Below are 16,731 nucleotides of genomic sequence, written 5' to 3'. Positions count from 1 at the left end.
CGGCGGGTGCGCCGCCGGTGAAAATCAAAAGATGCCCAGCACGACGCACGCGACCGTCATCACGATCGACGCGCCGAACAGCAGCGGAAACGTGAACTTCTGGTGCTCGGCCAGCTCGATGCCGCACAGGCCGACGACGAGGAAGGTCGCGGGCGTCAGCGGGCTGACCGGGAAACCGGTGGTCATCTGGCCGAGCAGCGCGGCCTGCCCGACCTGCACGGCCGGCACGCCGAGCTGGCCGGCCACCTCCGCGATCACGGGCAGCACGCCGAAATAGAACGAATCGGGATCGAACAGCATGCTGAGCGGCATCGACGCGAGGCCGAGCACGACCGGGATGTGGCCGGCCATCGACGGCGGCACGAAGCCGACCGCCGCCTGCGCCATCGCCTTCAGCATCCCGCTGCCCTGCATGATCCCCGTGAACACGCCGGCCGCGAGCAGGATGCCGGCCATCATCAGCGCCGCGCGCGCATGCGCGTCGATGCGCTTCCTCTGCATGTCGACGTCCGGGTAGTTCACCATCAGCGCGATGCACAGCCCGACCATGAACATGATCGCCGGCGGGATCTTCTCGCCCATCACGACCATCGTGCCGAGCACGACGAGCGTCAGCACGAGGTTGAACCAGAACAGGTGCGGCCGGCGCAGCGCCTGCTCGTCGGGCGTCAGCTCGCGGGTCGGCAACGGAATCGACGCATCGTCGCGCGACAGGCCGAGCCGCTTCTCCTCGCGCCGCCCGAGCCAGTACGCGACGCCGAACACGAACACGAGCCCGATCGCCTGCACCGGGATCAGCGGATTGAACAGCGCCGACACTGGCAGGTGCAGCGAAGCGGACGCGCGGATCATCGGCCCCGTCCACGGCAGGAAGTTGATGCCCGCGGCCATCGACACCGCGGCGGCCAGCACGTGCCGGTCCATCTTCAGCCGGTCGTACAGCGGCAGCACGGCCGGAATCGTCACGAGGAAACACACGGCGCCCGAGCCGTCGAGGTGGATCAGCAGCGCGAGCAGCGTCGTGCCCATCACGATCCGCGTCGGCCGCGTGCCGACCGCGCGCAGGATGCGGTCGATGATCGGGTCGAGCATGCCCGCGTCGGTGATCGTCCCGAAATAGAGGATCGCGAACACGAACATGCCGACCACGGGCGCGAGGCCCTTCAGCCCGTCGACGACGAACTTGCTGGTGTGCAGCCCGAAGCCGCCGATCAGCGATGCGGCGATCGGCACGATGATCAGCGCGACGAGCGGCGACATCCGCTTCGACAGAATCGCGGCCAGCAGCACGACGATCGTGCCAAGCCCGAGTAACGGCAGCATCCGTGTCTCCTACCTTGTCTTTTGTTGGAGACGAGCGTAAGGTCGGCGCAGCGATAGCACAATTGAAATGATTTGATCGCAGCAATCACGAACCATTATGGATCTGAATCTTCGCGACATTCGCGCGTTCGTCACCGTCGCGCACGCCGGCAACTTCACGCGCGCCGCCGCGCGGCTGCACCTGTCGCAGCCGGCGCTGACCGTGCAGATCCGCCGGCTCGAGGAAATCGTCGGCGCGCGCCTGTTCGACCGCAACAGCCGCAGCGTCGCGCTCACGCAGACCGGGCGCGAGCTGCTGCCGCTGCTGCAGCGTTCGCTCGACGACATGGAGCGCGTGCTGCGCGACGCGCGCGCGCTCGGCGAAGGCACGAGCGGCACGGTGCGGCTCGCGTGCCTGCCGACCTTCGCGTCCAGCGTGCTGCCGGAGCTGATCCAGTCGTTCCGGCGCGACGTGCCGCGCGCGGGCTTCGAGATCCGCGACGGCGTCGCGAGCCTCGTCACCGCGCTCGTGCGCAACGAGGAGGCCGATCTCGGACTGACGGGCGGCGACACGTTCGATGCGTCGCTGGAGGTGCTGTATGCGGGCGCCGACCGGCTCGTCGCCGTGTGCCCGAAGGATCATCCGCTCGCGCGCAAGCGCCGCGTGAGCACCGCCGATGTCGCGGCCGTGCCGCTCGTGCTCACCGCGCAGGGCACGAGCGTGCGCAGCGTCGTCGATGCCGCGCTGGACGCGGCCGGCTGCACGCCCGACATCGCGTGCGAGCCGACCTACATGATGACGGCCGTCGCGATGGTGCGCGGCGGGCTCGGCGTGACGATCCTGCCCGCGACCGCGCGCGAGGTGCGCGCCGAGCCCGAGCTGGTGGCGAAGCCGATCGACGATCCCGCGTTCGTGCGGCCGATCGCTCTCGTCACGAAGCGCGGCCGCACGCTGCCGCGCGTCGCGCAGGCGTTCGCGGAAACCATGCTGACGGAATTGAAAAAGCGCACGTGAACCGCGCGCCCGGATCGGGACAGCCCGCCCGCGCTTGATGCCGGGTTCGGCTTACTGCGCGTCCGGATCGACGTGCAGCGATTCGCCGATCGCATAGAAATTGCCGCCCGCGATGTAGTGCAGGCTGCGCAGCGCCGGATCGGCCGATTCGAAATACCAGTGACCGTCGCGGAACACGCGCGTGTCGGACCACGCCGCGACCACCTCGCCGATGAACAGGTCGTAGGTCTGCTGGTTGTGCGGCTCCGGAACCAGCCTGCACGCGAGCCAGCCCGAGCAGCCGGCGACGAACGGCAGGTCGTGGCCCTCGACGTCGAACAGCGTGACGCCCGCCTCGCGCAGCTTGTCCGGACGCTCGGCGAGACTGTGGCTGCCGACCGCGTGCGTGAGCTGCAGTTGCGCGGCCGTCGGCACCTGGATCACGAACGTGCCGCTGCGCTCGACGAGCTCGCGCGTCTTCGCGGACTTGTCGAGCACGACCGTCAGCTTCGGCGGCAGGAAGTCCAGCGCGCACGCCCATGCGGCGGCCATCACGTTGTCGACGCCGTCGTGGCGGGCCGACACGAGCACGGTCGGGCCGTGGTTGAGGAGACGGTAGGCTTTCTTCAGCTCCACCGGAGCGATGTGACTGTCCATACGGATTCCCTGGAGAACGGCGCGCACGGACGGATGCCGTGCGGCGCGGCGCCGGCCGGTGCGCAGGTGGGCATGTGCGCAGCCGGCCCGAAGGCCGCATTCTCGCACCCAATTTCAATCGGTGCCGACAACGCCGCCGGTCACTTCGCGAACAACTGGCCGATATCGCGGAACGCCTTGAATTCGAGTGCGTTGCCGCACGGATCGAACAGGAACATCGTCGCCTGTTCGCCGACCTGCCCCTGGAAGCGCACATACGGCTCGATCACGAAGGTCACGCCGAACGATCTCAGCCGCTCGGCCAGCGCTTCCCAGCTCGCCCAGTCGAGCACGATCCCGAAATGCGGCACCGGCACGTCGTGACCGTCGACCGCGTTCGTATGCGCACCTTCCTGCGATGCGGTCTTCGGATGCTCGTGGATCACGAGCTGATGCCCGTAGAAGTCGAAGTCGACCCACTGCGCGCTCGAACGCCCCTCCGCCAGCCCGAACACACGGCCGTAGAAATCGCGCGCGGCCGGCAGGTCGTAGACCGGGATCGCCAGGTGAAACGGGGAAAGACTCATGGTTGCCTCGTGATGGAACGCTCGCGTGGCGCGAGGACGGCACCATGGTAGTCAAGGTCGAGCGAAAATTAAATCAATATATAGTTTCGTCATTCACAAACGGAATTGATGAATGATCCGCGAACTGAGAACCCTCGTCGCCGTCGCCCGGGAAGGCACGTTCGCCGCGGCCGGCCACCGTATCGGGCTCACGCAGGCGGCCGTCAGCGCGCAGATGCAGCGCCTCGAAGCCGAGCTCGGCTTCGCGCTGTTCGACCGGCAGGGCCGGTCGGCGCGGCTCAACGAAATGGGCCATCACGTGCTCGGCCAGGCGCAGGCGCTGCTCGGCCTGTACGAGAACCTGAGCTCGACGGCCCCCGGCTCGCCGGCCGCCGTGCGCGTGACGATCGGCGCGATCGCGTCGGTGCAGAGCGCACTGCTGCCGGCCGCGCTCGCCGATTTCCATCGCCGGCATCCCGCGTGCCGCACGCGCGTGATACCGGGGCTGTCGATCGAGCTGGTCAACCGGGTCGACGCGGGCGAGATCGACATGGCCGCGATCATCCGTCCGCCGTTTTCGCTGCAGAGCGACCTGCACTGGACGACGCTCGCGCAGGAACCGTTCCGGCTGATCGTGCCGCGCGGCATGAAAGGCAACGACTGGGCCGAACTGCTCGCGCGCGAACCGTTCGTGCGCTACGACCGCGCATCGTTCGGCGGGCGTCAGGTCGATCGTTTCCTGAGAAAGATGCACCTCGCGGTGCGCGACACGTGTGAGCTCGACGAGCTCGACGCGATCGTCAAGCTGGTCGCGAACGGCGTCGGCGTCGCGATCGTCCCGCAGACCGCCGTCTATCGCCGCTGGCCGGCCGGCGTGCGCGCGATCGACCTTGGACACCACACGTTCCACCGCGACATCGGGCTCGTGCACCGCGCGCGGCGGACGATGTCGGAGCCGGCCCAGCAGCTCGCGCAACTGATCGAGGCGGCGTCACGACGGCGCGCGCCGCCGCAGCCGGCATAACGCCGACGCCGTCGGTCAGCGCCGCCCGGCCGCCCAGTCGACCGCCGCATCGAACAGCGCGACCCCGGCCGGCGACAGGTTCGCGAACGTGTCGTTGTCGAGGAAGAACATCACGCGGCGCGCCGGCGCGAGCGCTTCGTAGTCCATCGTCGCGCCCTTCTCGTACGCGAAGATCGCGGCCTTGTCGGGTTGGCCGTACACGGTCGCGATCGTGATCGCACCGAGCCCTGGCTTGCCCCAGCTCATCGGCGCCTGCTTGCCGTACACGTTCGTCGCGCCGGCCGGCAGCCCGGCCGAGATCGGGTGCGGCGCATTGACGAGCCACAGATAGCGCTCCTTGCCCGTTTCGCCGAAGTCGACGTCATGACGCTTGCCCGTCATCGCGAGATCGTCGAGCAGGTCGTTTTCCCACGTGACGAGCGGCTTGTCGAGCGTGCGCCAGCCGGGCCGCACGTTCTTCGACGACACCGTCGACGAGATCACGACGAGGTCGGCGTCGCGCGCCGCGTCGGGCGTCGAGGACTCGTCGATCAGGCGCACCGCGTAGCCGCGTTCGCCGAGATGCTGGCCGATGCGTTCGTCGACCTTCAGGTTCGGGCCGCGCAGCTGCACGAGCATCGCGACGCGCGTGACGGCCTGCGGTGCATCGGCCGCCCGCGCGGGCGCAGCCGCCCCTGCCCCGAGGCCCAGGCCCGCGCCGATCGCGAGCACCGAACCCGCGATCGCGCGCAACGCGCGGCGCCGCGCACCGGCGACACCGGTGGCAATGGCGCGCACGGCGCCGGTTTTCATGTTCCGGTTCATCTGGATCTTCTCCGAAGCCGCGCGCCGCCGTGACGGCCGCGCGGCGATTGCGTGGTCAGAACTGCAGCGTGGTGAGCAGCGACACCTGTCGCGCATCGCCGATCGCGACGAAATAACGGTTCGCGCTCGACGGGTAGTAGGTGCGGTTGAAGAGGTTCTTCACGTTGAGCTGGAACGACAGCTTCTGCTTGCCGATCCGCGTGTCGTAGGTCGCGAACGCGTCGGCGAGCACGTACGACGGCAGCGTGAAGCTGTTCGCCGAATCGCCGGGCCGCGCGCCGACGTAACGCACGTCCGCGCCGATGCGCAGGTCGTCGCCGCCGGCCAGCGTGCCGAAATCGTAGACAGCCGCGAGCGATGCCGTGTGGCGCGCGACGTTCCACAGCTGGTTGCCCGCGTAAAGCGGGTCCTCGGTCGTCTTCGCGTCGATGTACGCGTAGCTCGCGATCACGTTCACGCGCTCGCCGATTCGGCCCGACACGTCGAGCTCGATCCCGCGCGAGCGCGCCTTGCCCGACGTGCGCCAGTCGGTCAGCTTGGTCGCGTCGTTGTATTGCGACACGAGCACGTTCTTCTTGTCGATGTTGAAGAATGCCAGCGTGCCCGTCATCCCGCCCGGCAGGTCGAGCTTGCCGCCCACTTCCCACGCGGTCGCTTCCTCGGGCGGCGTCGCGCCGTCGATGATGTAGCCCGTCATCGGCGCGATCGACGAGGACGGCTTCAGCGACTGCGAATAGCTGCCGTACAGCGAGAACGTATCGGTCCACTTGTAGACGACGCCCGCGCGCGGCAGCCACTTCGAGCCGCTGAGATCGGTGTTCGCGGTAAACGGCCGGCCGCGCCCCGCGACCTGGTTGTACGTGATGTAGCGCAGCCCGCCCGACACGATCCACTTGTCGGTCAGGTGGATCGTGTCCTGCACGAACGCGGACGCATCGTGCAGCGTGTCGGTCTGGTCGCTGTCGCTCGCGGACACGGTGCTCGACGGCGGCAGCAGCCCGTAGACGGGATCGACATAGCTGAACGGCGTCTTCACGGCCTGCCGCAGCATGTCCTTGCGGTAGATGCGACGGTATTCGGTATCGAAGCCGACCTGCACGTCGTGCCGCATCCCGCCGAGCGTCAGCTTGCCGTTCACGTAGCCGATCCCGTAGCTGTCGGTGCTGAGCGAGCCGTGCGTCGCATCGTTGCTGCGCGACAGCGTGCCCTTCACCGGATCGACGCCCGTCGTGCGCAACTGGTTCGCGTCGTAGGTCTCGCGGTTGTAGCTGTAACCGAGATGCGCGCTCCAGTCCGCGTTGAACTGGTGATCGACGCTCAGCTGCGCGAGGTGCGATTCGCCGTCCATGTTGTTGAACGGCTCGTCGAGGCGCCGCCGCGCGGGAATGTCGAGCGGCGCGTTGGTACGCGGGTCGAGCGCCGTGCCGCGATCGAACGGCGAATGGAAGGTCCGGTACTGGTAGGACACCACGACCTGCGTATCGCGGCCGTACCATGCGAGCGACGGGGCGACGAAGGTCTGCCGGTATTCGCCGAAGTTGCGCCAGTACTGCTCGTTCGATTGATCGACGATCAGCCGGTACGCGAGCCGCGAATCGCCGACCGGCCCCGTCGAATCGAAGGTCGCGCTGCCGCCGTTCTTGCCGTGCCCGAACGTCGACGCGCCGAGCGAGATCGCGTTGTAGCGCACGAGCTGCGGCTGTTTCGTGACGACGTTGACCACGCCGCCCGGGTCCATCAGCCCATACAGCAGCGACGTCGGCCCCTTCAGCACCTCGACGCTGTCGACCGCCGCGTTGAACGCGCGCCCCTGCACGAGCGGCATCCCGTTCTGCATGACCGAGCCGTCGCGATTGCCGCCGAAGCCGCGCTTCATGATCGTGTCCTGCGTGCCCGCGAGCGTGTTGCCCTGCGTGATGCCGCTGACGTTGCCGAGCGCGTCGTCGAGATTGCGCGGACGCTGGTCGCGCAGCACCTGCGCCGGCACGATGTTGACGGCCTGCGCGGTGTCGAGCAGCGGGATGTCGGAACGCAGTACGCCCGCCTCCTTCGGCGCGCGATAGCTTTCGGCGCGCAGCGCGCTGTCGCGCACCGTGATCGCCGGCAACTCGGCGCCCGCGGCCACGCCGGCCGCCACGGGTCGTGCGACCGTGCCGTCCGCACGCTTGAGCGTGTAGCCGCCGCCGGGCTGCCGCCACGCGACGAGCCCCGTGCCTGCCAGCAGGCGGTCGAGCGCACCGTCGACGTCGAAGCGGCCCTGCACGCCGTCGCTCGTCAGGCCGGCCGTCAGCTCGGCCGGAAACGCGAGCAGGATGCCCGCGTCGCGGCCGAACCGGTTCAGCGCCGCTTCGAGCGGCCCGGCCGGAATGTCGAACGCACGGCGTGCCGCGCGCTGCGCGGCCGGCGCCGCATCGGTGCCGGTGTCGGCCAGCGCGGGCAGCGGCAGCAGCGCGGACACCAGCACGGCACCGGCGAGCCGGCGCGCGAGGTGCCCGGGCGCGGCGGGTGCGGCCGGGCGCGCGGCGCGCGGCAGATGTCGGTCGGGCGCCGGACGGCGCCGATACGTGAGACGGATGGAAACCATGATCGGGAAGTCGGTGGACGATGGGCCAGTGCTGCTTTCATTACCCATGTCACGCGAACATCGAGAAACAGCTCAGGTCGGCGGAAATTTTTTTCGACACGCTCAGGAACGGGCCGGCACGACCGTCGCCCAATAGCGCGTCAGGTAGTGCACATCGATCGGCAACGTCGCCTTCAGCGTGTCGAGCACACGCGCGGGATCGTCGAGCGGATAAGTGCCCGACACGCGCAGGTCGGCCACGGCCGCAGCGCAGCGCAGGCTGCCGCGGCGATAGCGGTCGAGCTCGGCGACGAGGTCGGCCAGCCGCATGCGCGACGCGACCAGCATGCCGCCCGTCCACGCGGACGCATACGCATCGAGCGGTGCCTGCACGCCGATCGCATCGCGCGTGAAATCCGCGCCCTCCCCGGCCGCGATCACGCGCGCGCCTGCCGCCGCGTCGTCCGGCTGCACGCGCACGGCACCGGCGAACACTTCGATTCGCGTCGCGCCGTCGCGCTGCCGCACCGCGAAGCGTGTGCCGAGCGGCCGCAACTCGCCTTGCGCGGTCGCGACGACGAGCGGCCGCGCGGGCACGCGATCGTCGTGACCGCTCGTCACCATGATCGTGCCGCGCAGCAGGCGCAGGCGGCGCGCGGCGGCGTCGAAGCGCACGTCGAGCGCCGTGTCGGTATCGAGGACGACGACCGTGCGATCCGCGAGCGTCACCGTGCGCCGCTCGCCGACCGCCGTTCGCAGGTCCGCCGGCCAGATCGCCGCGCGCCGCGCGGGCTCGGCCATCCATGCGGCGCCGCCCGCGAACAGCAGCACGGCCAGCGCCTTCACGGCCGCGCGGCGGCGGCCCGCACGCGGCGACAGCAGCGCCGCGTGCGCGGCCTGCGGGTCGAGCCCGGCCGTGAGCCCGCCCAACCTCTGCTGGATCGTTTCGATATGGCGCCATGCCGCGTCGTGCGCTGGATCCTCCGCGCGCCAGCGCGCGAGCGCGGCGTCGAACGCTTCGCCGGTGCGGCCGGCCTGCCGGTCGACCCACCATTCGACCGCGCGACGCGCAACCTGCGGCGGCACCGCCGGCGCTCCCGGGGCGGCCATCGGTCAGGCCGCCATCGCGAAGAAACACTGCGTGCCGGCCTTCACGAGATAACGCTTCACCGTCGCGAGCGACACGCCGAGTTCGCGCGCGATCTCGGCCTGCGTGAGCCCGTCGAGTTGCGCAAGCAGGAACGCACGCTTCGCCGCGAGCGGCAGGCCGTCGAGCAGCCGGTCGATTTCGAGCAGCGTCTCGAGCACGACGGCCCGCTCCTCCGGCGACGGCGCATACGCTTCGGGGCGCTGCGCGAGCGCATCGAGATACGCGCGCTCGATCAGCTCGCGCCGCCAGTGGTTGCTCAGCACGCGCTGCGCGACCGTGGTCAGAAACGCGCGCGGCTCGTCGGCGCCGATCGGCTCGTCGCGTGCGAGCAGGCGCATGAAGGTGTCGTGCGCCAGGTCGGCCGCGCGGTGCGCGCAACCGAGCTTCCGGCTCAACCAGCCGCGCAGCCACGCGTGGTGGCCGGAATAGAGGGCGTCGATTTCTCGATGGAGAGACAGCTGGTCAGCAGACATGGCCGGGTTCCGGGGTGCGCAGGCGTCAACGATCTTGTAAATGAGAATGATTATTATATACAAAACCAGGTCGACGACCGGCGTGCCACGCACGCCACGACAACGCGACAGGAAGGGAGACGCCGCCGCGATGCCGTCGCCCGATGCGTCGTTAACACATTCATTACACCGCGGCCAAATCGATTCATTAAATAGTTATTTGACGGATCGATAACAATATCCGAACCACCTCGACTCCCCGTCGAATCGATCGAAATTATCGCGGGATATGCAAGCCGGAATGGCCAAATCGCGAAATGACAATCAATTGATACGTAATTTTCAATAATTCAAATCCCTCGATCGTCGAGACTGGAGCACATCCCTGTCTGCCTCAAGCCACAAAAGAGAATTTCGTTTTTCCGTTTTAATCGCACTCGGTAGTCTCCTGCCATTCCAGATCACGAACACAAGCCAATGCGCAAGGAGATGAAATGAAACGCACGACCCTCTCGCTGATTTCGATCGCGTCATTCGCGGCGATACCCGTCGCGCATGCGCAGTCGAGCGTCACGCTGTATGGCGTGATCGACACGTCGATCACCTACGTGAACCATGCGCAGGGCAAGGACAACGCGTGGATGCTCGGCAACAGCAGCGCGGGCAACCTGGCCGGCAGCCGCTTTGGCGTGAAAGGCACCGAGGATCTCGGCGGCGGGCTGAAGGCGCTGTTCCAGCTCGAGAACGGCTTCGACCCGAGCAACGGCCGGCAGGGCCAGGGCGGCCGCATGTTCGGTCGGCAGGCGTTCGTCGGCCTGACGAGCGACCGCTACGGCACGCTCACGTTCGGCCGCCAGTACGATCCGCTCGTCGATCTCGTGCAGGGCATCACCGCCGACAATTATCTCGGCAGCGTGTTCGCGACGCCCGGCGACGTCGACAACTACGACAACAGCTTCCGCGTCGACAACGCGGTGAAGTACACGTCGGCCGTCTATGCGGGCCTGCAGTTCTCCGCGATGTATTCGTTCGGCGGCATCGCCGGCAGCACCGGCGCCGCGCAATCGTATTCGGCCGCCGTGTCGTACAACAACGGGCCGTTCAGCGTCGCGGGCGGGTACTTCCACGCGACCAACAGCCCCGCGTCGAACACGCTGCGCAACGGCTGGACCAGCTCGTCGGACGGCACCTTCGACGGCCCGATCAACAACGGTTATGCGAGCGCGCACTCGATCGGCATCGCGCGCATCGCGGGCCAGTACGTCGCCGGCCCGTTCACGTTCGGCGTCGGCTACAGCAACGCGCAGTACCGCCGCGATGCGAGCTCGGTATTCAACTCGAACGAGCACTACAACACCGGGCAAGGCTTCGTGAACTACCAGGCGACGAACGCGCTGCTGGTCGGCGTCGGCTACAGCTATACGCGCTCGGGCGGCGACACGTCGGCCACCTATCACCAGGTATCGGCCGGCGCGGACTACAACCTGTCGAAGCGCACCGACGTCTACCTGACAGCCGCGTACCAGCACGCAAGCGGCCGGACCGGCGACGGCAACGGCGGCTCGATGGGCGCGCAGGCGTCGATCGGTTCGTACGGCTACGCGGGCACGAGCTCGCAGACGATGGTCAACCTCGGCCTGCGTCACCGCTTCTGATGCAGAACGGCCGGCTGCCCACCGTGCGGCCGGCCGAATCCGCATCGGCCGATACGGCGGCACCGGCCGCCGGCGTATTTCCCGATCGCCTTTTCGTCGCCCGTTTCACCACGGATATCGGCTGCCTGCCGATTTTCATCCGGTTTGATTCAGCACCGGTTTCCCGGGACGAATGACGCGATGCGTCAGTATTCCGGCGCCGCCATTGCCCCGCCATTCACCGGGAAATCCGGCCATATTTACCGATAATGCTTCGCCGCACGCCGTGATCGGACACGATAAAAAGGCGTGTCGGGCGCATGGGCAAATGCAAAGGAAAGTTTGACGCGAGCCATTTGCCTGCTCGCTATGGCAAACTTCGCGTCTCGCGTAATTTCCTTGCACCGGGCGCCCGGATTCCGCCCCATCCTGCCATGCCGCGTCAGACCACCCGTTCGATCAGCCGAGAAACGCTGAAAATCGCCTCGACGATTGCGCTGTCGTGCGCGCTGCACGGCGTCGCGCGGGCCGATTGCCTCGACGACGCGGCCGCGTTCCAGCACGTGAGCGTCAGCCTGATGCGCGGCATCGCACAGGTCGAGTCGGGCATGAACCCGAACGCCGTCAACACCAACACGAACGGCACGGTCGACATCGGGCTGATGCAGATCAACAGCACCTGGCTGCCGACGCTCGCGCGCGAAGGCATCACGCGGGAGAGCCTGTTCGATGCGTGCACGAACGCGTATGTCGGCGCGTGGATCCTGTCGCAGAACATCCGCCAGCTCGGCGCCAACTGGAACGCGATCGGCGCGTACAACTCCGCGTCGCCCGACAAGCGCCTCGCGTATGCGCGCAAGGTCTATGATGCAATCCGGACCATGCCGGATTCGCCGGATACTCCCATGCCCATCCTTCCACCGTCCTTTACGCCGCCGCAACAGGCCCAGGCGTACAACCCGTTCGCGAGCCTGAGCGTGTCCGCCCCGCAGCAGGTCACGCGCCCGCGCACGATCTCGTCGGCTCCGCCGCCGGCGCCCCCGCAGGGCGGCCCCGCCGGCCCGGCCGGCACGTACAACTTCGGCTGGACGGTCACCGGGGCCGATCAGGCCAAGCCGACCCAGGTGTTCGACGACGGCGCACGGGTCTACGTGCAGTTCAGCGACATGAAGCACCTGCCGGCGATCTTCACCGAAACGTCGTCGGGCCGCGTGCTGATGTCGTGGGAGCTGCAGTTCCCGTATGCCGTCCTGACGCGTCCCGCGCAAACGTTAATCTTCCAGCTCGGGCCGTTCGAGGCGCGTGCGCAGCGTGGCGGAGCCGGGACGACGGCGCAGGCAACGGCTGCGGCGGGAACGCCGCGTTCGGGCGCGACGGCGGCAACGGCTGCCGCCGCGCCGGCTGCGAATCAGGCGGCAGCGAATGCGTCGACCAGGCGGACCGCATCGTCCGATGCGCTCTGGTACATCGACACGGCGTCGACGTCGGGTTCGGCACCGACCGCGAGTACCGCCAATGCGTCGACGGCATCGCCCCCGTCGACTACGCCGGCGACGTGGCCCACCGCGGTGACGTCGAACACGCCGCCCCCCGTTGCGACGCCTCAGGTGCCGTCCACGACGAAGCCGGCCGCGCGCGTCAGCACCGACGCGCTCTGGTACATCTCGAAGTAACGCACGGGCCCCGGCCGCGCGTCGGCGGCCGGCGTGGGTCGGCGGCCGGCCGACTATCGAACGACCGTCGTGCCGGACGGTGCGGATACGGTCGACACCAGCGAGTGGTACACGTCCGCGACGCGATCCAGGAAGGACTTGTCGGGCGCGGTCGCGATCTTCTGCATCGCCCGCGTATTCATGTAGTTCTTGATCGACACCAGGTGGCTCCACACGGCCTCGATATCGCTCTCGGCCATGCTGTCGTGCACGTGCTTCACGAACAGCGGATACATCGCTTCGACTTGCGGCAGGCGCTCGCCAGGATTGTTCCACAGCCAGAACAGCGCCTGCGCCTGCGGGTCGGTATTGAACATCGACGCCGGCAACTCGCCGTCGAGCTGCTTCATCGCCTGCTTCCGATCGAACCCGTATCCCGGGCGCGTGCCGTGCTGCTTCTGGTAGTCGATTTCGCGCACCAGCTTCTCGTAACGGCCGTACGCCAGCGGATTCGCCGCGCCACCGAGCCACCCCGGCTTGCGCTGTGTCGCGGCCGCGCGATTCTCGGCCCGGTCGTACCACATGCGCAGCCACTGGATGTACACGACCATGTGGCCCTTGAGCTCGCCCTGGATGTCCTTCGGCAGGTCGGTCACGACGACCGGGCGCGGCGGCGTCCGGTCGGGCACACGGCAACCGTCCGTCATGTCGGGCAGCGGCTTCGGATTGAGAAAATCGAGCGGCCCGGTCGACGGCCTGGGCGCCGCCGACGGATAGCCGATGCCTGCACCCAGCGGCGACAGCGGCGGAATCTCGCGCGTCGTCGCCACGAGCTTCTTGACGGTCACCCGGTAGTCGAGCTGGAAGGCCTGGACCTCCTGCGGCGCGACGATCTGCTGATACAGTGCGCCGTCCTCGTTCGCCAGCGCGGTCAGGCTCGGCATTGGAATGCCCGCGCCGTATGCGCGGTGGTACATCATCTCGAGCGGCACACGCGCAAGCTTGTCGGAAATGCCGTCCTCGCCTTCGATCGCGCCGCCGCCCACGTCCACCTGCGCGCCGGGAAAGAGGCGCTCCTGCCGCCTGCCGCGCATGTCGGCCGGATCGACGCCGAGCATCGTCAACGGCTTGTACACGCGCAGTTCATGCGCGGCCGCGTAGTGCACGCATTTCTCGATGTCCGGCGACAAGATCAGATCCGACGACACCGCGTTGCTCAACGGAATGTAGCCCGTCAGCAGGTTGTCGTCGAAACGGTTCGTCACGCAGTCGAACAAGCCCATGAACTTGATCTTGACCGCCACGCCGTCGTACTTCCCGCCTTTGCAGGTTTCCTCGAGCAACTGTTTTGCAAAGGCCAGCGCGAGGCCGCCGCCCATGTCGTAACCGAAGATCCCGACATGAATCTTGTTGATCGTGCCCGCCTGCTTCGCGCCCGCCACGGCCGCCTTGAAATCTTCGTCCGCCGCCTTCAGGCGCGTATCGACGCCGGTATTGAACAGCGCGGCGCCGAGCTTCGTGTCGCGCGAGAGCTGGAACGACTCGGCCAGCGCGCCGAGCGTTTCCTTGCCGACCTCCTTCAGGACCGTCTTCGGAATCCGGTACGGATACTTGACGACATCGCGCCAGAACCCTCGCCATTCGCGCTTCAGGTAACGCAACGCGCGGTTCTTTTCCGCCCCCGGCCGCGCGACGGCTCGCTCGAGCCGCTTCCGTGCGTCGCCCACGCCTTCCTTCGCCTTGTCGAACACCGTGCCGACCGTGTCGCCGACGCGGCCGCTCAGCGTGGAATTTCCCTTCCTGCCGCTCTGCTTCCACGCGTCCTCGACCGTCTTCATGCCCTTCTCCTTGGCCTTGTCGACGGTCATCTCCTTGAGCTTGTCGCCGGCCTTTTCGCCGGCGGTGTCGAGCGCCTTGTCCTTCAATACCTGCCGAAGCACGCCGGCTTCCGGGTCGAAATCGGCGCCGAGCCCCGGATAGTAGAAGCGCCGCATGTTCTTGTTCTTCTTGTCGTATGCGGCGTTGAACAGCTTCAGGATATTGGTTCGTGGTCCTTCCTTGTCGCCGAAACCGAATCCGTCGAAATAGAAGCTGACCCACAGCATGTGCTCGCATGCGGGGCACATCTGCTCGGCTTCCGCCTTGACGCGATCCGTCTCCGCGCTTGCGGCATCCTTCTTCAGGTTGATTTCGGCCATGGCGCTCACTTCTCCTGGGTCGGCTTGAGCTCGGGTGCGTTCATGTCGTCGACCCACTGCAGCTCGGCGGTACCGTTCTTGCGGAAATACACGCGCAGATAGCGCGACGTCGGCGATTCCGGCTGCGGAATGGTCACGTCGATCGTCTTGCGTTCCGGCTGGATGCCGCGCTGAATGTCGGCCAGCGGTTGCGCGAATTCCCAGTACAGCTTCACCTTCTGCCCCGGCGTCACCTTGCAGCCACACGCAAAGCCGCCGCCGCCGCCGAATGCCTCGCCGTCCTCGCGCGCCGCCGGATTGCCGAAGCACCCGGACTTGTGCTCGTTGTCGAGCCAGAATTCGTGCAGCTTACGGCCGTACTCGTTGTATCCGGTGACGCACACGTTATGCGGCTCCGCCGACACGTCGACGCCGTGCTTGCTGCATGCGGCGAGCACACCGAGCCCGACCAGCGCCAAAACGTGCATCCCTGCCCTGAATTTCATCGATACCCTCGCAAACTTGCGTCGTTGTTGCCTTCACCGCGCGACGGCGGATCGAACCGGTTATGTACGTCGTCGCCACGGACGAACCCGTTCATCGCGATCGCGACGAATGCGCCGACGACGGGAATTGCATGGACGAGCGTCCACCACCCGGACTTGCCGATGTCGTGCCAGCGCCGCACCGACACCGCGACCAGCAGCCAGATCATCACGATCGCGAATGCCCATCCGGCAAGGCCGACGATCGTCTGCGCACGCTGCGCGGCGGGCAGATCGGCGAGCGCGTCGAACACCGAACCGGCGACCAGCAACGGCACCGTCACGCTCCACCATTGCATGCGCCCGGCCCGGCCGCGCAACGAAAACAGCGCGGGCACGTTCATCGCTGCGCCTCCTGTTCCGTCGCGGCATTCGCTGCCTCGCCGTGCTCGAGCAGGCGATCCAGCAATGCGTCGCACAACGCGTCGTGATCGTGCCGATGCGCGGCGATGCACTCGGCGACACTCGCATCGTCGAGCCGCACGTGGCCGACCATCGCGAGCGTCGCGCCAATCCGGTAGGCGAGCCTGTCGTCGTTCAGCCCCTGTGCATCCAGCATGCCGAACAGTGTGAGCATGCGCGCGTATGTGTCGAACGGATCCGCGTCGGCCGGGATCCGGCCGTTGCGCCGCAACTCGGCCAGCACGGCGTCCGGCCGGCTGCCGCGGCGCAATGCGTCGAGCTCGCGGGCGTCCACGCGCGCGTAGAAGATCCGCTCGTGCCGGCGCGGATGCCGCACCGTACCGACGGTTCCATCGCGACACACCCAGGTCCACGACACGCACGGCGACAACAGCGCCTGATAGCGCGACCCGGACAGTGCGCCGGCCAGCGTCTGGAACACCGCCGCATCGTAGAACCGCAGCAGGCCGTCGCGATCGTCGGGCAACGTCACGCGCGTCCGGATACCAAGTTTCGGCGCGAGTTCGTCGAGCGGATAGATGCTGACCAGCGACAGAAACGCGAACGGCCGCCGCGCGAACTGCCGTTCGAGCAACGCCGGCACGTGCGGCGCACGATAGTCGCACACCAGCGCGCAGACTTCCGGGTTGCTCGCTTCCGGCTGACCGGCGAGCAGGTTGTGAACCTGCCCTTGCGCGATCAGCTCTCGCCACGGCGCCGCGTTGATCGGCAGTTGAGAAGCATCGGCCAGCAGATAGCGATGGGTATCCGGAAACGCCGTGTGCTCCGCGGCGGCCGTCGTTTCCCAGGTCTGAAGCAGCGTTGTCATC

Annotated in this window: 16 protein-coding genes; 5 read left to right on the top strand and 11 right to left on the bottom strand. The window is 67.6% G+C overall.

Annotation, left to right across the window (positions count from 1 at the left end):
• Positions 1 to 24: 24 nt before the first annotated feature.
• Entirely contained in the window at positions 25 to 1,323 is a 1,299-nt protein-coding gene (locus AB3K92_RS29445) for a CitMHS family transporter (RefSeq protein ID WP_369466401.1), read from the bottom strand.
• Positions 1,324 to 1,420: 97 nt separating this feature from the next.
• Between AB3K92_RS29445 and AB3K92_RS29440 the strand changes: the two genes are divergently transcribed.
• A complete protein-coding gene (locus AB3K92_RS29440; protein ID WP_192387216.1) occupies positions 1,421 to 2,317 on the top strand; it encodes a LysR family transcriptional regulator in 897 nt (298 codons plus the stop codon).
• Between the two features lie 51 nt (positions 2,318 to 2,368).
• Here AB3K92_RS29440 and AB3K92_RS29435 read toward each other — a convergent pair whose 3' ends face one another.
• Together AB3K92_RS29435 and AB3K92_RS29430 are read right to left on the bottom strand one after the other, a co-directional pair.
• The gene (locus tag AB3K92_RS29435; protein ID WP_021163062.1) at positions 2,369 to 2,953 is read right to left on the bottom strand and encodes a flavin reductase family protein; all 585 of its coding nucleotides are present in this window, start codon (positions 2,951 to 2,953) and stop codon (positions 2,369 to 2,371) included.
• A gap of 140 nt (positions 2,954 to 3,093) precedes the next feature.
• A complete protein-coding gene (locus AB3K92_RS29430) occupies positions 3,094 to 3,519 on the bottom strand; it encodes a VOC family protein (protein WP_059486828.1) in 426 nt (141 codons plus the stop codon).
• Between the two features lie 112 nt (positions 3,520 to 3,631).
• Here AB3K92_RS29430 and AB3K92_RS29425 point away from each other — a divergent pair, with 112 nt between their 5' ends.
• Complete coding sequence (locus AB3K92_RS29425; protein ID WP_048025896.1) at positions 3,632 to 4,522, top strand: LysR family transcriptional regulator; 891 nt, start codon at positions 3,632 to 3,634, stop codon at positions 4,520 to 4,522.
• A gap of 15 nt (positions 4,523 to 4,537) precedes the next feature.
• Here the strand turns inward: AB3K92_RS29425 and AB3K92_RS29420 are convergent, their stop codons facing one another.
• Genes AB3K92_RS29420 through AB3K92_RS29405 form a run of 4 tightly spaced genes read right to left on the bottom strand, consistent with a single transcriptional unit; the run spans position 4,538 to position 9,512 of the window.
• Entirely contained in the window at positions 4,538 to 5,326 is a 789-nt protein-coding gene (locus tag AB3K92_RS29420; RefSeq protein ID WP_060218217.1) for a hypothetical protein, read from the bottom strand.
• A 55-nt stretch (positions 5,327 to 5,381) separates the two neighbouring features.
• Positions 5,382 to 7,958 (bottom strand): TonB-dependent siderophore receptor, encoded by a 2,577-nt coding sequence (locus tag AB3K92_RS29415; RefSeq protein WP_369466398.1) that lies wholly within the window; start codon positions 7,956 to 7,958, stop codon positions 5,382 to 5,384.
• Between the two features lie 54 nt (positions 7,959 to 8,012).
• Complete coding sequence (locus tag AB3K92_RS29410; RefSeq protein ID WP_369466396.1) at positions 8,013 to 8,999, bottom strand: FecR domain-containing protein; 987 nt, start codon at positions 8,997 to 8,999, stop codon at positions 8,013 to 8,015.
• Positions 9,000 to 9,002: 3 nt separating this feature from the next.
• Positions 9,003 to 9,512 (bottom strand): sigma-70 family RNA polymerase sigma factor, encoded by a 510-nt coding sequence (locus tag AB3K92_RS29405; RefSeq protein WP_124842413.1) that lies wholly within the window; start codon positions 9,510 to 9,512, stop codon positions 9,003 to 9,005.
• Positions 9,513 to 9,985: 473 nt separating this feature from the next.
• On the opposite strand from AB3K92_RS29405, the gene AB3K92_RS29400 reads away from it, so the two are divergent.
• The 3 genes from AB3K92_RS29400 to AB3K92_RS29390 all read left to right on the top strand — a co-directional run bounded on the left by AB3K92_RS29400 (position 9,986) and on the right by AB3K92_RS29390 (position 12,798).
• Positions 9,986 to 11,146: a porin gene (locus AB3K92_RS29400; protein ID WP_060060828.1), complete on the top strand. Its 1,161-nt coding sequence runs from the start codon at positions 9,986 to 9,988 to the stop codon at positions 11,144 to 11,146.
• Positions 11,146 to 11,322 carry a hypothetical protein gene (locus AB3K92_RS29395; protein WP_155644059.1) on the top strand — a complete coding sequence of 59 codons (177 nt, stop codon included), beginning with the start codon at positions 11,146 to 11,148 and terminating at the stop codon, positions 11,320 to 11,322. The genes AB3K92_RS29400 and AB3K92_RS29395 overlap by 1 nt, the downstream gene beginning before the upstream one ends.
• Before the next feature lie 237 nt (positions 11,323 to 11,559).
• On the top strand, positions 11,560 to 12,798 hold the full coding sequence (locus AB3K92_RS29390; protein ID WP_369466392.1) for a transglycosylase SLT domain-containing protein: 1,239 nt from the start codon (positions 11,560 to 11,562) through the stop codon (positions 12,796 to 12,798).
• 53 nt (positions 12,799 to 12,851) lie between these two features.
• Here the strand turns inward: AB3K92_RS29390 and AB3K92_RS29385 are convergent, their stop codons facing one another.
• Genes AB3K92_RS29385 through AB3K92_RS29370 form a run of 4 tightly spaced genes read right to left on the bottom strand, consistent with a single transcriptional unit; the run spans position 12,852 to position 16,730 of the window.
• Complete coding sequence (locus tag AB3K92_RS29385; RefSeq protein ID WP_369466390.1) at positions 12,852 to 14,975, bottom strand: DUF2235 domain-containing protein; 2,124 nt, start codon at positions 14,973 to 14,975, stop codon at positions 12,852 to 12,854.
• Positions 14,976 to 14,980: 5 nt separating this feature from the next.
• The gene (locus AB3K92_RS29380) at positions 14,981 to 15,460 is read right to left on the bottom strand and encodes a DUF3304 domain-containing protein (protein ID WP_042973214.1); all 480 of its coding nucleotides are present in this window, start codon (positions 15,458 to 15,460) and stop codon (positions 14,981 to 14,983) included.
• Positions 15,457 to 15,843, bottom strand: a complete 387-nt coding sequence (locus AB3K92_RS29375; RefSeq protein ID WP_369466388.1) for a DUF805 domain-containing protein — start codon at positions 15,841 to 15,843, stop codon at positions 15,457 to 15,459. The genes AB3K92_RS29380 and AB3K92_RS29375 overlap by 4 nt, the downstream gene beginning before the upstream one ends.
• Entirely contained in the window at positions 15,840 to 16,730 is an 891-nt protein-coding gene (locus AB3K92_RS29370; RefSeq protein WP_226166786.1) for a DUF4123 domain-containing protein, read from the bottom strand. Before AB3K92_RS29370 ends, AB3K92_RS29375 begins: the two co-directional genes overlap by 4 nt.
• Position 16,731 lies beyond the last annotated feature (1 nt).

The sequence above is a fragment of the Burkholderia sp. Bmkn7 genome (assembly GCF_041103175.1).
Classification (GTDB): domain Bacteria; phylum Pseudomonadota; class Gammaproteobacteria; order Burkholderiales; family Burkholderiaceae; genus Burkholderia; species Burkholderia cepacia.
The sequence above is the reverse complement of the archived record's forward strand: the minus strand, read 5'-3'. Positions and strand labels throughout refer to the sequence as shown.

What these genes read in the sequence shown, in the direction of transcription:
- AB3K92_RS29425 (WP_048025896.1), top strand. Translation starts at nt 3,632, where the DNA reads ATGATCCGCGAACTGAGAACCCTCGTCGCCGTCGCCCGGGAAGGCACG.
- AB3K92_RS29420 (WP_060218217.1), bottom strand. Translation starts at nt 5,326, where the DNA reads ATGAACCGGAACATGAAAACCGGCGCCGTGCGCGCCATTGCCACCGGT.
- AB3K92_RS29370 (WP_226166786.1), bottom strand. Translation starts at nt 16,730, where the DNA reads ATGACAACGCTGCTTCAGACCTGGGAAACGACGGCCGCCGCGGAGCAC.
- AB3K92_RS29380 (WP_042973214.1), bottom strand. Translation starts at nt 15,460, where the DNA reads ATGAAATTCAGGGCAGGGATGCACGTTTTGGCGCTGGTCGGGCTCGGT.
- AB3K92_RS29385 (WP_369466390.1), bottom strand. Translation starts at nt 14,975, where the DNA reads ATGGCCGAAATCAACCTGAAGAAGGATGCCGCAAGCGCGGAGACGGAT.
- AB3K92_RS29430 (WP_059486828.1), bottom strand. Translation starts at nt 3,519, where the DNA reads ATGAGTCTTTCCCCGTTTCACCTGGCGATCCCGGTCTACGACCTGCCG.
- AB3K92_RS29390 (WP_369466392.1), top strand. Translation starts at nt 11,560, where the DNA reads ATGCCGCGTCAGACCACCCGTTCGATCAGCCGAGAAACGCTGAAAATC.
- AB3K92_RS29405 (WP_124842413.1), bottom strand. Translation starts at nt 9,512, where the DNA reads ATGTCTGCTGACCAGCTGTCTCTCCATCGAGAAATCGACGCCCTCTAT.
- AB3K92_RS29375 (WP_369466388.1), bottom strand. Translation starts at nt 15,843, where the DNA reads ATGAACGTGCCCGCGCTGTTTTCGTTGCGCGGCCGGGCCGGGCGCATG.
- AB3K92_RS29415 (WP_369466398.1), bottom strand. Translation starts at nt 7,958, where the DNA reads ATGGGTAATGAAAGCAGCACTGGCCCATCGTCCACCGACTTCCCGATC.
- AB3K92_RS29445 (WP_369466401.1), bottom strand. Translation starts at nt 1,323, where the DNA reads ATGCTGCCGTTACTCGGGCTTGGCACGATCGTCGTGCTGCTGGCCGCG.
- AB3K92_RS29410 (WP_369466396.1), bottom strand. Translation starts at nt 8,999, where the DNA reads ATGGCCGCCCCGGGAGCGCCGGCGGTGCCGCCGCAGGTTGCGCGTCGC.
- AB3K92_RS29435 (WP_021163062.1), bottom strand. Translation starts at nt 2,953, where the DNA reads ATGGACAGTCACATCGCTCCGGTGGAGCTGAAGAAAGCCTACCGTCTC.
- AB3K92_RS29440 (WP_192387216.1), top strand. Translation starts at nt 1,421, where the DNA reads ATGGATCTGAATCTTCGCGACATTCGCGCGTTCGTCACCGTCGCGCAC.
- AB3K92_RS29400 (WP_060060828.1), top strand. Translation starts at nt 9,986, where the DNA reads ATGAAACGCACGACCCTCTCGCTGATTTCGATCGCGTCATTCGCGGCG.
- AB3K92_RS29395 (WP_155644059.1), top strand. Translation starts at nt 11,146, where the DNA reads ATGCAGAACGGCCGGCTGCCCACCGTGCGGCCGGCCGAATCCGCATCG.